General features: G+C 62.3%; 14 protein-coding genes. 5 read left to right on the forward strand and 9 right to left on the reverse strand.

Annotated elements, in window-relative coordinates; genetic code table 11:
* Window positions 1-10 precede the first annotated feature (10 nt).
* Genes gmhB through glyQ form a run of 3 tightly spaced genes read right to left on the reverse strand, consistent with a single transcriptional unit; the run spans window position 11 to window position 3,554 of the window.
* The gene (gene gmhB / locus M2394_RS10915) at window positions 11-547 is read right to left on the reverse strand and encodes a D-glycero-beta-D-manno-heptose 1,7-bisphosphate 7-phosphatase (protein WP_012721458.1); all 537 of its coding nucleotides are present in this window, start codon (window positions 545-547) and stop codon (window positions 11-13) included.
* A gap of 2 nt (window positions 548-549) precedes the next feature.
* Window positions 550-2,604 (reverse strand): glycine--tRNA ligase subunit beta, encoded by a 2,055-nt coding sequence (gene glyS, locus M2394_RS10920; protein ID WP_178920912.1) that lies wholly within the window; start codon window positions 2,602-2,604, stop codon window positions 550-552.
* Window positions 2,601-3,554 carry a glycine--tRNA ligase subunit alpha gene (gene glyQ / locus M2394_RS10925; RefSeq protein WP_003187265.1) on the reverse strand — a complete coding sequence of 318 codons (954 nt, stop codon included), beginning with the start codon at window positions 3,552-3,554 and terminating at the stop codon, window positions 2,601-2,603. The genes glyS and glyQ overlap by 4 nt, the downstream gene beginning before the upstream one ends.
* Before the next feature lie 81 nt (window positions 3,555-3,635).
* Here glyQ and M2394_RS10930 point away from each other — a divergent pair, with 81 nt between their 5' ends.
* Window positions 3,636-4,193, forward strand: coding sequence for a DNA-3-methyladenine glycosylase I (locus M2394_RS10930; protein ID WP_176994585.1), 558 nt, complete (start codon window positions 3,636-3,638; stop codon window positions 4,191-4,193).
* A gap of 40 nt (window positions 4,194-4,233) precedes the next feature.
* On the forward strand, window positions 4,234-5,121 hold the full coding sequence (locus tag M2394_RS10935) for a lysophospholipid acyltransferase (protein ID WP_178920910.1): 888 nt from the start codon (window positions 4,234-4,236) through the stop codon (window positions 5,119-5,121).
* Window positions 5,122-5,192: 71 nt separating this feature from the next.
* Here the strand turns inward: M2394_RS10935 and M2394_RS10940 are convergent, their stop codons facing one another.
* The 5 genes from M2394_RS10940 to def all read right to left on the reverse strand — a co-directional run bounded on the left by M2394_RS10940 (window position 5,193) and on the right by def (window position 9,773).
* Window positions 5,193-5,501, reverse strand: coding sequence for a tetratricopeptide repeat protein (locus M2394_RS10940; RefSeq protein WP_178920908.1), 309 nt, complete (start codon window positions 5,499-5,501; stop codon window positions 5,193-5,195).
* A 42-nt stretch (window positions 5,502-5,543) separates the two neighbouring features.
* Window positions 5,544-6,917, reverse strand: coding sequence for a Trk system potassium transporter TrkA (gene trkA, locus M2394_RS10945; RefSeq protein ID WP_259172457.1), 1,374 nt, complete (start codon window positions 6,915-6,917; stop codon window positions 5,544-5,546).
* Window positions 6,918-6,939: 22 nt separating this feature from the next.
* The gene (gene rsmB, locus M2394_RS10950; RefSeq protein WP_178920904.1) at window positions 6,940-8,250 is read right to left on the reverse strand and encodes a 16S rRNA (cytosine(967)-C(5))-methyltransferase RsmB; all 1,311 of its coding nucleotides are present in this window, start codon (window positions 8,248-8,250) and stop codon (window positions 6,940-6,942) included.
* Window positions 8,247-9,197: a methionyl-tRNA formyltransferase gene (fmt, locus tag M2394_RS10955; RefSeq protein WP_259172458.1), complete on the reverse strand. Its 951-nt coding sequence runs from the start codon at window positions 9,195-9,197 to the stop codon at window positions 8,247-8,249. The genes rsmB and fmt overlap by 4 nt, the downstream gene beginning before the upstream one ends.
* A 69-nt stretch (window positions 9,198-9,266) precedes the next feature.
* Window positions 9,267-9,773 carry a peptide deformylase gene (gene def, locus M2394_RS10960; protein WP_016978734.1) on the reverse strand — a complete coding sequence of 169 codons (507 nt, stop codon included), beginning with the start codon at window positions 9,771-9,773 and terminating at the stop codon, window positions 9,267-9,269.
* Window positions 9,774-9,908: 135 nt separating this feature from the next.
* Between def and M2394_RS10965 the strand changes: the two genes are divergently transcribed.
* From M2394_RS10965 to M2394_RS10975, 3 genes are all read left to right on the forward strand, one after another.
* Entirely contained in the window at window positions 9,909-10,685 is a 777-nt protein-coding gene (locus tag M2394_RS10965) for a peptidoglycan-binding protein (RefSeq protein ID WP_259172459.1), read from the forward strand.
* Between the two features lie 63 nt (window positions 10,686-10,748).
* On the forward strand, window positions 10,749-11,852 hold the full coding sequence (gene dprA / locus M2394_RS10970; protein ID WP_259172460.1) for a DNA-processing protein DprA: 1,104 nt from the start codon (window positions 10,749-10,751) through the stop codon (window positions 11,850-11,852).
* Window positions 11,853-11,913: 61 nt separating this feature from the next.
* Window positions 11,914-12,471: an L-threonylcarbamoyladenylate synthase gene (locus M2394_RS10975; RefSeq protein WP_178925952.1), complete on the forward strand. Its 558-nt coding sequence runs from the start codon at window positions 11,914-11,916 to the stop codon at window positions 12,469-12,471.
* A gap of 121 nt (window positions 12,472-12,592) precedes the next feature.
* On the opposite strand, the gene M2394_RS10980 is transcribed toward M2394_RS10975, so the two are convergent.
* Window positions 12,593-13,570: a quinone oxidoreductase gene (locus M2394_RS10980; RefSeq protein WP_259172462.1), complete on the reverse strand. Its 978-nt coding sequence runs from the start codon at window positions 13,568-13,570 to the stop codon at window positions 12,593-12,595.
* Window positions 13,571-13,607 lie beyond the last annotated feature (37 nt).

Here is a 13,607-nt window from a genome sequence, read left to right on the forward strand (position 1 = left end):
TCGAGGGCGGCTAGTTGTTGATAAGTTCTGCGGCAACCGCCGCCAGATCGTCAAAAATCAAGGTGCCTACCGGCAGGTTTTTCGCCTGGGTCTTTTCGCCTTTCCCGGTCTTAACCAAAACTGGCTGAGAGTCGACGGCTTTGGCCGCCTCCAGGTCACCGAGGCTGTCCCCGACGAACCATATCCCAGCCAGTGGCACCTTGTAATGTTCTGCAATGGTTTTCAACATGCCAGGCTTGGGTTTGCGGCAATCGCAGCCCTCGTCCGGCCCGTGGGGGCAGTACACGACCAGCCCCACCTCACCGCCCTGCTCGGCCACTAACGTGCGCAAGCGCGCATGCATGGCGTCCAGGGTGGCGATGTCGTAGTAACCACGGGCGATGCCGGACTGGTTGGTGGCGATGGCCACCGTCCAGCCGGCTTTGCTCAACTGCGCGATGGCCTCGATCGAGCCGGGCAGTGGGATCCACTCCGCCACCGACTTGATGTAAGCGTCGGAGTCGTAATTGATCACCCCGTCCCGATCGAGAATCAGCAGTTTCAACATGGTCAGCTCAGCGTCGAAATGTCAGCGATGTTGACGAACAAGCCGCGCAAGCGCGCCAGCATGGCGTAGCGGTTTTTCCGCACACCGGCATCGTCGGCGTTGATCATCACGGCTTCGAAGAACGCATCCACCGGCTCACGCAAGGTGGCCAGGCGTGCCAAGGCTTCGGCGTAGTTGCGTTCGGCGATCAGCGGTTTCACCGCGTTTTCTGCCTTGGCGATGGCCGAGTTCAGCGAGAACTCCTTGGCATCGGCAAACAGGCCAGGGTCGACTTCGGCGTTGCCCAGGCCTTCGGCCTTGCTCAGCAGGTTCGACACGCGCTTGTTCACAGCGGCCAGGGCATCGGCTTCCGGCAGTTTGCGGAAGGCCTGTACGGCTTGTACGCGTTGGTCGAAGTCCAGCGCCGAACCCGGCTGCAGGGCACGTACCGACAGGTACACCGACACGTCCACGCCTTCGTCTTCATAACGCGCACGCAGGCGGTCGAACACGAATTCCAGCACCTGCTCGGCCAGGCCGGCTTGCTTGACCTTGTTGCCGAACTGGCCAACAGCGAACACCACGGCCTGGGTCAGGTCGAGGTCCAGCTTCTTGTCGATCAGGATGCGCAGCACACCCAGGGCGGCACGGCGCAGGGCATACGGGTCTTTGCTGCCGGTTGGCAACATACCGATACCGAAGATACCCACCAGCGTATCCAGCTTGTCAGCGATCGCCACCGCTGCACCGGTCAAGGTGCTTGGCAGTTCAGCGCCAGCACCACGCGGCATGTACTGCTCGTTCAGCGCCAGGGCCACATCGTCGGGCTCGCCGTCGTTGAGGGCGTAGTAGTAGCCGGCAACGCCTTGCATCTCCGGGAACTCGCCGACCATCTCGGTGGCCAGGTCGCACTTGGACAGCAGGCCTGCACGCGCAGCCCATGCAGCGTCACCGCCAATGCGTGGCGCAATATAGGCGGCCAGCTTGGAAACACGTACGGCCTTGTCGTAGACGCTGCCGAGTTTTTCCTGGAATACCACGTTCTGCAGGCGCAGGTTGAAGTCTTCCAGCTTCTGCTTCTTGTCTTGCTTGAAGAAGAACTCGGCATCAGTCAGGCGCGGGCGCACGACTTTCTCGTTACCGGCGATGATCTGCTGCGGGTCCTTGCTCTCGATGTTGGCCACGGTGATGAAGCGCGGCAGCAACTTGCCATCCACGTCCAGCAGGCAGAAATACTTCTGGTTGTCCTGCATGGTGGTGATCAGGGCTTCTTGCGGCACGTCGAGGAAACGTTCTTCGAACGAGCACACCAGCGGCACCGGCCATTCAACCAGCGCGGTCACTTCATCCAGCAGGTTTGGCGGCACGATGGCGGTGCCTTCCTGCAGGCGGGCCAGCTCTTCGGTCCGCTTGCTGATCAGCTCGCGACGCTCGTTGGCGTCGGCCAGCACGTAGGCAGCACGCAGGTCGGCGGCGTAGTTGGCCGGCGAAGTGATGCGTACAGCTTGCGGGTGGTGGAAGCGGTGACCACGAGAATCACGACCGGCTTTCTGGGCGAGAATGGTGCAGTCGATGACCTGGTCACCGAGCAACATCACCAGCCACTGGGTCGGACGCACGAATTCTTCTTTGCGCGCACCCCAGCGCATGCGCTTGGGGATAGGCAGGTCGTTCAACGAGTCTTCAACGATGGTCGGCAGCAGGCTCGCGGTCGGCTTGCCGGTGATGACCTGGCTGAACCGCAGTTTCGGGCCGCTCTGGTCGATCTCGCTCAGCTCGACGCCACACTTCTTGGCGAAACCCAGTGCCGCTTGAGTCGGGTTGCCTTCGGCGTCGAAAGCGGCCTGGCGTGGTGGGCCGTCGAGGTTGATGCTGCGGTCCGGTTGCTGGGTTTCCAGCGCGGTCAGCAACACCGCCAGGCGACGTGGCGCGGCGTAGACTTTTTTCGCTTCGAATTTGAGGCCAGCGGTTTGCAGGCCTTTTTCGATACCGGCCAGGAACGCGTCGGCCAGGGTGTTCAGTGCCTTGGGTGGCAGCTCTTCGGTGCCCAGTTCAACCAGGAAATCTTGAGCACTCATTGTGCAGCCTCCAGCTTAGCCAACACTTCATCACGCAGGTCCGGGGTAGCCATCGGGAAGCCCAGCTTGGCGCGAGCCAGCAGGTAGGCTTGGGCGACGGAACGCGCCAGGGTGCGCACACGCAGGATGTATTGCTGGCGCGCGGTTACCGAGATGGCACGGCGGGCGTCCAGCAGGTTGAAGGTATGGGAGGCCTTCAACACCATTTCATAGCTTGGCAACGGCAGCGGCTGGTCCAGTTCGATCAGGCGCTTGGCTTCGCTTTCATAGAAGTCGAACAGTTCGAACAGCTTGTCGACGTTGGCGTGTTCGAAGTTGTAGGTGGACTGCTCCACTTCGTTCTGGTGGAACACGTCGCCGTAGGTGACCTTGCCGAACGGGCCATCTGCCCACACCAGGTCGTAGACCGAGTCCACGCCCTGCAGGTACATGGCCAGGCGTTCCAGGCCGTAGGTGATTTCGCCGGTCACCGGGTAGCACTCGATGCCGCCCGCTTGCTGGAAGTAGGTGAACTGAGTCACTTCCATGCCGTTGAGCCAGACTTCCCAGCCCAGGCCCCAGGCGCCCAGGGTCGGCGATTCCCAGTTGTCTTCAACAAAACGGATATCGTGGACCAGAGGGTCCAGGCCCACATGCTTGAGCGAGCCCAGGTACAGTTCCTGGAAGTTGTCCGGGTTCGGCTTCAACACCACCTGGAACTGGTAGTAGTGCTGCAGACGGTTCGGGTTTTCACCGTAGCGGCCGTCAGTCGGGCGACGACTGGGCTGCACATAAGCGGCGTTCCAGGTTTCCGGGCCGATGGCCCGCAGGAATGTTGCGGTGTGGAAAGTGCCGGCGCCTACTTCCATATCGTAGGGCTGAAGTACCACACAACCTTGCTCGGCCCAGTATTGCTGGAGGGCGAGGATCAAGTCTTGGAAGGTACGCACGGCTGGCGTAGGCTGGCTCACGAAATTCACCTGTTACTTGGGCTGCGATTTAAAGAGCGGGAGTATACCCGATTCGGCCGCGCCACCATCCCCTGGAGCCTTATGCCACGCTGCTTTTGGTGTTCTGAAGATCCGCTGTATATGGCTTATCACGATCAGGAGTGGGGAACGCCGCTGCGCGACGCACAGGGCTTGTTCGAGTTGCTTTTGCTCGAAGGGTTCCAGGCGGGCCTTTCCTGGATCACCGTTTTACGCAAACGCGAGCATTATCGAAAGGTCTTGTTTGGTTTTGATGCGCAGCGCCTGGCGCGCTTGACCGATGACGAGATCGAAGCGCTGATGCAGGACCCGGGTATCGTGCGCAATCGCCTGAAGCTCAACGCCACCCGTCGCAATGCCGCGGCCTGGCTGGCGCTGGAGGACCCGGTAGGGTTGCTCTGGTCCTTCGTTGGCGGCAAGCCCAAGGTCAATCATTTCAAGGATCGCAGCGAAGTCCCGGCGATCACCCCCGAGGCCGAAGCCATGAGCCGCGCCTTGAAAAAAGCCGGCTTCACCTTCGTCGGCCCGACCATTTGCTATGCCTTCATGCAGGCCTCCGGCATGGTCATGGACCACACCCTGGACTGTGACCGTTACGCGGACCTGGCCAACGCCGGTTAGAATGCTGGCTTTGCGCACCACACACGATCAGGAGTGACCTGTGGAAAAGTTTAAAGGCGCCTTGCTGGTAGGCGCTCTCCGGTTGTTTGCCCTGCTGCCCTGGCGCGCTGTCCAGGCGGTCGGCACGGCGATTGGCTGGATCATGTGGAAAACCCCCAACCGTTCCCGCGACACGGTACGGATCAACCTCTCCAAGTGCTTCCCGGACATGGACCCGGCCGCCCGCGAACGCCTCGTCGGCCAAAGCCTGATGGACATCGGCAAGTCCCTGACCGAAAGCGCCTGTGCCTGGATCTGGCCGGCCCAGCGCTCCATCGACCTGGTGCGTGAAGTCGAAGGCCTGGACGTGCTGCACGAAGCCCTGGCCTCTGGCAAAGGCGTGGTTGGCATCACCAGCCACCTGGGCAACTGGGAAGTGCTGAACCACTTTTATTGCAGCCAGTGCAAACCGATCATTTTCTACCGTCCGCCCAAGCTCAAGGCGGTGGACGAATTGCTGCGCAAGCAGCGCGTGCAGTTGGGCAACCGCGTGGCGGCCTCCACCAAGGAGGGCATCCTCAGCGTGATCAAGGAAGTGCGCAAAGGTGGTCAGGTGGGCATTCCCGCCGACCCGGAACCGGCTGAATCGGCCGGGATCTTCGTACCGTTCTTCGCCACCCAGGCACTCACCAGCAAGTTCGTGCCGAACATGCTGGCGGGCCACAAGGCTGTTGGCGTGTTCCTGCACGCGCTGCGGCTGCCGGACGGTTCGGGTTACAAAGTGATTTTGGAAGCAGCGCCGGAAGACATGTACAGCACCGACACCGCCACGTCCTGTGCGGCGATGAGCAAGGTGGTGGAACGGTATGTCGGCGCCTACCCAAGCCAGTACATGTGGAGCATGAAGCGCTTCAAGAAGCGCCCACCGGGCGAGGCGCGCTGGTACTGACACCGGCCTGACATTTGTAGTGAGCGAGCTTGCCTCGCGCGGGCAAGCCCGCTCACTACAACAGCACGCGTCTAAACGCGATCCAGCTTTTTCAGGAACACCGTCATCTCTTTCTCGGCCTGTTTATCGCCATGGGCCTGGGCCGCCACAATCCCCTGCTCCCACGCCAGCCGGGCCGCCGCGCGGTCTTCCAACCCCAATTGCGCCTTGCCCAACAGCTTCCACGCCGCCGAATATTTCGGGTCGAACTCCACGCACTTGCGCAAATGCTCCGCCGCCTTGGCGTGGTCCTTCAAGTCCAGGTAACCCTTGCCCAGCCCAAAGCGCAGCAGCGAATTATCCACACCCTTGGCCAGCATTTTCTCGAGTGACTCAAGCATACGAAGAACCCTGTAGGAGCCGGCTTGCCGGCGATAGCGTCATCAGAAAAAGCTCAGCCCCACGTGGAACAACTTCTCCACATCGCGGATATGTTTCTTATCCACCAGGAACAGGATCACATGGTCACCGGTAGCGATCACCGTGTCGTCGTGGGCGATGATCACCTCTTCGTCACGAATGATCGCGCCAATGGTGGTGCCCGGCGGCAGGCCGATATCGCGGATGGCTTTGCCGATCACCTTGCTCGACTTGGCGTCACCGTGGGCAATCGCCTCGATGGCCTCCGCCGCGCCACGGCGCAGGGAGTGCACACTCACAATGTCGCCACGGCGCACGTGGGCGAGCAACGTACCGATGGTGGCCAGCTGCGGGCTGATGGCGATGTCGATATCGCCGCCCTGGATCAGGTCCACATAGGCCGGGTTGTTGATGATGGTCATCACCTTCTTTGCCCCGAGCCGCTTGGCCAGCAGCGACGACATGATGTTGGCTTCGTCATCGTTGGTCAGCGCCAGGAAGATATCTGCGTCGGCGATGTTTTCTTCCATCAGCAGGTCGCGGTCTGAGGCGCTGCCTTGCAGTACGACAGTACTGTCCAGCGTGTCGGACAAATGCCGGCAACGTGCCGGACTCATCTCGATGATCTTGACCTGGTAGCGGCTCTCGATGGCCTCGGCCAAACGTTCGCCGATCTGCCCGCCGCCGGCGATGACGATGCGCTTGTAGGTCTCGTCGAGGCGGCGCATTTCGCTCATCACTGCGCGGATATTCGCCTTGGCAGCAATGAAGAATACTTCGTCGTCGGCCTCGATCACCGTGTCGCCCTGGGGCAGGATCGGCCGGTCACGCCGGAAAATCGCCGCGACGCGGGTTTCCACATTTGGCATGTGCTCGCGCAACTGGCGCAGTTGCTGGCCCACCAGCGGGCCACCGTAGTAAGCCTTCACGGCCACCAGTTGGGCCTTGCCTTCGGCAAAGTCGATCACCTGCAAGGCGCCGGGGATTTCGATCAGGCGCTTGATGTAGTGGGTAACCACTTGTTCCGGGCTGATCAGCACGTCGACCGGAATCGCGTCGTTGTCGAACAGGCCGGCGCGGGTCAAGTAGGCCGCTTCGCGCACGCGGGCGATCTTGGTCGGGGTGTGGAACAGGGTGTGGGCGACCTGGCACGCGACCATGTTGGTCTCGTCGCTGTTGGTCACCGCCACCAGCATGTCGGCGTCGTCGGCACCGGCTTGGCGCAGCACGGTCGGGAACGACGCGCGGCCTTGTACAGTGCGGATGTCCAGGCGGTCGCCGAGGTTGCGCAGGCGCTCGCTGTCGGTGTCGACCACCGTGATGTCGTTGGCTTCGCTGGCCAAATGTTCAGCCAGCGTGCCGCCGACCTGCCCTGCCCCAAGGATGATGATTTTCATCCGGTCACTCCCTTAAAACCGTTCAGCCGCGAGCGGCGGCGATCTTGATCAGTTTGGCGTAGTAGAAGCCGTCGTGGCCGCCTTCTTGGGCGAGCAATTGGCGACCGTGGGGCTGCTTGATGCCGGCCGTGGTAGCCAGGTCCAGTTCGCGTGCGCCGCTGGTACGGGCAAGGAAGGCTTCGATGACCTCAGTGTTCTCGGTCGGCAGCGTGGAGCAGGTGGCGTAGAGCAGGATGCCGCCGACTTCCAGGGTTGGCCACATCGCGTCGAGCAATTCGCCTTGCAGCACAGCCAGGGCGGCGATGTCGTCGGGTTGGCGCGTGAGCTTGATGTCCGGGTGACGGCGAATCACGCCGGTGGCGGAGCACGGCGCGTCCAGCAGGATGCGTTGGAAGGGTTTGCCGTCCCACCAGGTGGCGGTGTCGCGGCCGTCGGCAGCGATCAGCTCGGCGCTCAGGCCCAGGCGTGCAAGGTTCTCACGCACGCGCACCAGGCGCTTGGCTTCCAGGTCGACCGCGACCACACCGGCGAGGTCTTTTTCGACTTCCAGAATGTGACACGTCTTACCGCCCGGAGCGCAGCAGGCGTCGAGTACGCGTTGGCCGGGTGCCAGGTCGAGCAGATCGGCGGCCAGTTGCGCCGCTTCGTCCTGCACGCTGATCCAGCCTTCGGCAAAGCCCGGCAGGCTGCGCACATCGGTGGCGGCTTCGAGCACGATACCGTCGACGCTGTACACGCATGGCGTGGCGTTGATACCGGCGTTGGTGAGCAATTGCAGGTAGGCGTCGCGGCTGTGATGACGACGGTTGACCCGCAGGATCATCGGCGGGTGAGCGTTGTTGGCGGCGCAGATGGCTTCCCATTGCTCAGGCCAGAACGCCTTCAGCGATTTTTGCAGCCAACGCGGGTGGGAGGTACGCACCACCGGGTCATGCTCCAGCTCGGCCAGCAGCGCTTCGCTTTCGCGCTGGGCGCGGCGCAGCACGGCATTGAGCAGGGCCTTGGCCCACGGCTTTTTCAGTTTGTCGGCGCAACCCACGGTCTCGCCGATGGCGGCGTGGGCCGGCACGCGGGTGTAAAGCAGTTGGTAGAGGCCGACCAGCAACAGCGCTTCCACATCAGCATCCGCCGCCTTGAACGGTTTTTGCAGCAGCTTGGCTGCCAGCGCCGACAAGCGTGGCTGCCAACGGGCGGTGCCAAAGGCCAGGTCCTGGGTGAAACCTCGATCGCGGTCTTCAACCTTATCCAGCTGGGTGGGCAACGAACTGTTCAGCGAAGCCTTGCCGTTGAGGACGGCAGCCAAAGCCTTGGCGGCGGCCAGACGTGGGTTCATTGGGCCGCACCCAGGACGGTGCCTAGGGCAAATTTCTCACGACGGCTGTTGAACAAATCGCTGAAGTTAAGCGCCTTGCCGCCAGGCAATTGCAGACGGGTCAGGCACAGCGCCTGTTCACCGCAGGCCACCAACAGGCCCTCTTTGCTCGCGCCGATGATCTCGCCGGGTGCGCCTTTGCCTTCTGCCAGGGTCGCGGCCAGTACTTTCAAGGCTTCGCCGTTAAGGGTGCTGTGGCAGATTGGCCACGGGTTGAAGGCGCGTACCAGGCGCTCCAGCTCAACGGCCGGGCGGCTCCAATCGATGCGTGCTTCGTCCTTGTTCAGCTTGTGGGCGTAAGTGGCCAGGCCGTCGTCCTGCACTTCGCCTTCCAGGGTGCCAGCCGCCAAGCCGGCAATGGCCTGGATCACGGCGGGCGGGCCCAGCTCGGCGAGGCGGTCGTGCAGGCTGCCGCCGGTGTCTTGGCCGGTGATCGGGGTGGTCACCTTGAGCAGCATCGGGCCGGTGTCCAAACCCGCCTCCATGCGCATCACAGTCACACCGCTTTCGCTGTCGCCAGCTTCCACGGCGCGTTGGATCGGTGCCGCACCACGCCAGCGTGGCAGCAGCGAGGCGTGGCTGTTGATGCAGCCCAGGCGCGGGATATCCAGCACCGCTTGCGGCAGGATCAGGCCGTAGGCCACGACTACCAACAGGTCGGGTTTCAGAGCCGCCAACTCGGCCTGGGCCTCGGCGTTGCGCAGGGTCGGCGGTTGCAGTACGGGGAGGTTGTGTTCCAGCGCCAGTTGCTTGACCGGGCTCGGCATCAGTTTTTGCCCGCGACCGGCCGGGCGATCCGGTTGGGTGTACACCGCGACGATGTCATAAGGGCTGGCAAGCAGGGCCTTGAGGTGTTCGGCGGCAAATTCGGGAGTGCCGGCAAAAACAATGCGCAGTGGCTCGGTCATGGGAGGTCTCGGTTAAAAACAGTCACAAAAGAAAAAGGCTTGCCGCAGCAAGCCTTTGGAAGAGAGGCATCAAGCTTGCTGGCGATGCTTTTTTTCCAGCTTCTTCTTGATCCGGTCACGCTTGAGCGTGGACAGGTAATCGACAAACAGCTTGCCGTTGAGGTGGTCGCATTCGTGCTGGATGCACACCGCCAGCAGGCCTTCGGCGATCAGCTCGAACGGCTTGCCATCACGGTCCAGGGCCTTGATCTTCACGCGCAGCGGGCGTTCGACGTTCTCGTAGAACTCTGGCACCGACAGGCAGCCCTCCTGGTATTCACCCATCTCGTCGGTCAGCGGTTCGAACTCGGGGTTGATGTACACCATCGGTTCGCTGCGATCTTCCGACAGGTCCATGACCACGACACGCTGATGCACGTTGACCTGGGTCGCGGCGAGGCCGATGCCCGGGGCTTCATACATTGTTTCAAACATGTCATCGACCAACTGACGAACCTTGTCGTCCACTACGGCCACCGGTTTGGCGATCGTGCGCAGGCGCGAGTCGGGAAATTCGAGGATGTTCAAAATAGCCATAAGCGTAATTGCTGCACATGTGAGGTAGAGGCAAATCGGCGTTGGGATGGACCCAGACAGCCGGTGTGAAACGCCCAAAAGCCACGAAGGCACGGGGATTTCACGCGAACGCACATAATAAAGGAGATTCACCCCATGAGGAAATCGCTACTCGTCTTGCTGCTGTGGGCCCCTTTCGCCATGGCCCTGCTGCCCCCGCCCGCCCAGCGTCTGGATCAACCGACGCAACAGGCGATCCAACGCTTCCTGCTGCACAACCGCATTCTCGATACCCCGCAGGATTTGGACAATGCGCCGTACATCGTCGCGGCGGACGCCGGGCGTGTCCTGGGCGCCCATGACGAACGGGTGCATGCCCGGGGCCACCTGGACCCGGCCCTGCCCACCTATGGGATCTTTCGTCGGGGCAAGACCTACACCGACCCCGATACCCAGGAACTGCTGGGCGTAAACGCCGATGACGTCGGAACGGCTCGCTTTGTGACCGCGGGCGATCTCACCACCCTGGCGGTGCAGCGGGTGACACAGGAGGTGCGCCCCGGCGACCGCTTGCTGCGAACCGAAACCCCCATTGCGTTGGCAGATCTTGAAGTCGCGCAACGTGCGCCCTTCATCGAAGGAAAAATCATCGACATCCCCAAGGGCGTAACCCAGATCGGCGTGCTGGATGCCGTCACCCTGAACAAGGGTCGCCGCGATGGCCTGGTCGAAGGCCAATTGCTCACGGTGATCAAGGCCGGCGCCACCGTGCGCGACACCCTCACGGGCGCTCCGGTGAAGCTGCCCGACGAGCGCGCGGGCACCCTGCTGGTGTTTCGCATCTACGAAAAGCTCAGTTACGGCCTGGTACTCAGCGCCTCACGGCCACTGGCAGTCATGGACCGCTTCGAGACTGCCCATCAAACACAATAAATAGGCTGCTAAATAAGTTACCAACAGAGTTATCCACAGCTTGTTCCGGTCAAGGATGATCAGATGTATCCGATAAACAGCCATGAAATTTCTCCGTCAGAACTGGAAGCTCGTCTACGCTTGCACAGGCTGCCGGAACTGGGTCCGAAGCGTTTTCGCCTGTTGATCGAAGCGTTCGGCTCGGCCTCCAAGGCGATCAGCGCGCCGGCCAGTGCCTGGCGTTCCCTTGGGTTGCCCGCGATCAGTGCAGAGGCACGGCGCAGCCATGCAATACGCGACGGTGCCAGTGCTGCATTGGCCTGGCTGGCCCGCCCGGCCCAGCATTTGCTGATGTGGGACCAATCCGACTACCCGGCACTGCTCGCTCAGATCGACGATGCGCCACCGCTTTTATTCGTGGCCGGCAACCCCGCCATCCTCGAAAAACCGCAGTTGGCGATGGTCGGCAGCCGCCGTGCTTCTCGCCCTGGGATGGACACAGCCGCTGCGTTTTCTCGCAGCCTGGCGAGTGCCGGTTTTGTGATTACCAGCGGGTTGGCGCTGGGCATCGACGGGGCCGCGCACCAAGCGGCATTGGATGTCGGTGGGCATACCATCGGCGTGCTCGGTACCGGGCTGGAAAATTTTTATCCACAGCGCCACAGAAAGCTCGCCGACGCGATGATTGCCCAGGGCAGCGCCGTGGTTTCCGAGTTTCCGCTGGATGCCGCACCCCAGGCGGGCAACTTTCCACGGCGCAATCGGATCATCAGCGGCTTGTCCCTGGGTGTGCTGGTGGTGGAGGCCAGCATGGCCAGCGGTTCGTTGATCACCGCGAAGCTGGCGGCCGAGCAAGGGCGCGAGGTGTATGCGATTCCGGGCTCCATCCATCATCCTGGGGCCAAGGGCTGTCATCATCTGATCCGCGAGGGTGCGGTGCTGGTGGAAACCATCGAACACATTCTTGAAGGGTTGCGCGGTTGGCAGGCGCTGTCCCGCCCGGCGCCAGTGCCGGTGACCCATCCGCTGGTGGCCCTGTTGCATGCCGCACCCCATACCAGCGAAGCCTTGGCGATGGCCAGTGGGCGGCCTTTGTCCCAGGTGTTGGCAACCCTTACGGAACTGGAGCTTGAAGGTCAGGTGATCTGCGAAAGCGGGCGCTGGCTGGCGCGCTGTGCGCTTTCGTAGGGATGGGTTTTGTAACGAAGATCGGTAAACTGCGCAGAGCTTTAAGTCCGGAGAGTGAGCAATGGTCAACAGGTGGCGTGTGCTGGAAGCCGCACGAGAAATTCGCGCAGGCGCGGTGATTGCCTATCCGACCGAAGCGGTCTGGGGCCTGGGCTGCGACCCGTGGAATGAAGAAGCGGTGGACCGGTTGCTGGCGATCAAGAATCGCTCGGTGGACAAGGGCCTGATCCTGGTGGCGGACAACATCCGTCAGTTCGACTTCCTGTTCGAAGACTTCCCGGACGCCTGGATCGAACGCATGGCCAGTACCTGGCCGGGGCCGAACACCTGGCTGGTGCCCCATCAAGACTTGCTGCCCGAGTGGGTGACCGGTGTGCATGACACCGTGGCCCTGCGGGTCAGCGATCACCCGTTGGTGCGGGATTTGTGTTCGCTGGTCGGGCCGCTGATTTCGACGTCGGCCAACCCCCAGGGGCGGCCGTCTGCGCGCACGCGGCTTCGCGTGGAGCAGTATTTCCGCGGCCAGCTTGACCTGGTATTGGGCGGTGCTTTAGGTGGGCGCAAGAACCCGAGCCTGATTCGGGATTTGGCCACGGGTGAGGTGGTGCGCCCTTCCTGAGACCGAGGCGCGGCCATCGCGGGCAAGCCCGCTCCCACATTTTGACTGTATTCACAGATCCAAATGTGGGAGCCGGGCTTGCCCGCGAAGAGGCCCTCACAGACGCCGAAAACCCATAGTCTTAAGGCAGCAGAATGGTCGACCCCGTCGTCCGCCGCCCCGACAACTCCGTCTGTGCCTTCGCCGCATCCGCCAGCGCATACCGCTGGTTGATATCGATGCGTACCTTGCCGCTCTTGATCATCGAGAACAGATCATCGGCCATCGCCTGAAGGTTTTCCGGGTTATTGGCGTAAGTCGCCAGGGTTGGGCGCGTCACATACAACGAGCCTTTCGCCGCCAGGATCCCTAGGTTCACCCCGTCGACCGCACCCGACGCATTGCCAAAGCTCACCACCAACCCACGGGGTGCCACGCTGTCCAGCGAGGTCAGCCAGGTGTCCTTGCCGACGCCGTCGTACACCACCGGGACTTTCTTGCCGTCGGTCAATTCCAGCACGCGCTGTGCGACGTTTTCCTTGCTGTAGTCGATGGTTTCCCACGCGCCCAGGGATTTGGCCAGCGCGGCTTTTTCCGGCGAGCTGACGGTACCGATCAGCTTCACGCCCAGCGCCTTGGCCCACTGGCAGGCCAGGGAGCCCACGCCACCGGCAGCAGCATGGAACAGGATGGTTTCACCGCCCTTCAACTCATAGGTCTGGCGCAGCAGGTACTGCACGGTCAGGCCCTTGAGCATGGCGCCAGCGGCTTGTTCGAAGCTGATGTCGTCTGGCAGGTGCACCAGGTTGGCGGCAGGCAGCACGTGCAGTTGGCTGTAGGCTCCCAGTGGGCCACTGCCGTAGGCCACGCGGTCACCGACCTTGAATTGGGTGACTTCGCTGCCGACCGCGTCGACCACACCGGCGCCTTCTGCGCCCAGTCCCGACGGCAAGGCGGGCGGCGCGTACAGGCCGCTGCGGAAATAGGTGTCGATGAAGTTCAGGCCGATGGCCTCGTTACGCACGCGAACCTGTTGTGGGCCAGGCTCCGCTGGGGTGTAGTCCACATACTCAAGCACGTCGGGGCCGCCATGGGCACTGAACTGGATACGTTTGGCCATCTGCACTTCTCCTGGGTTCGAATTCGCGTAGCCCCCT

The organism is Pseudomonas sp. BIGb0164, assembly GCF_024810135.1.
Lineage (GTDB): Bacteria > Pseudomonadota > Gammaproteobacteria > Pseudomonadales > Pseudomonadaceae > Aquipseudomonas.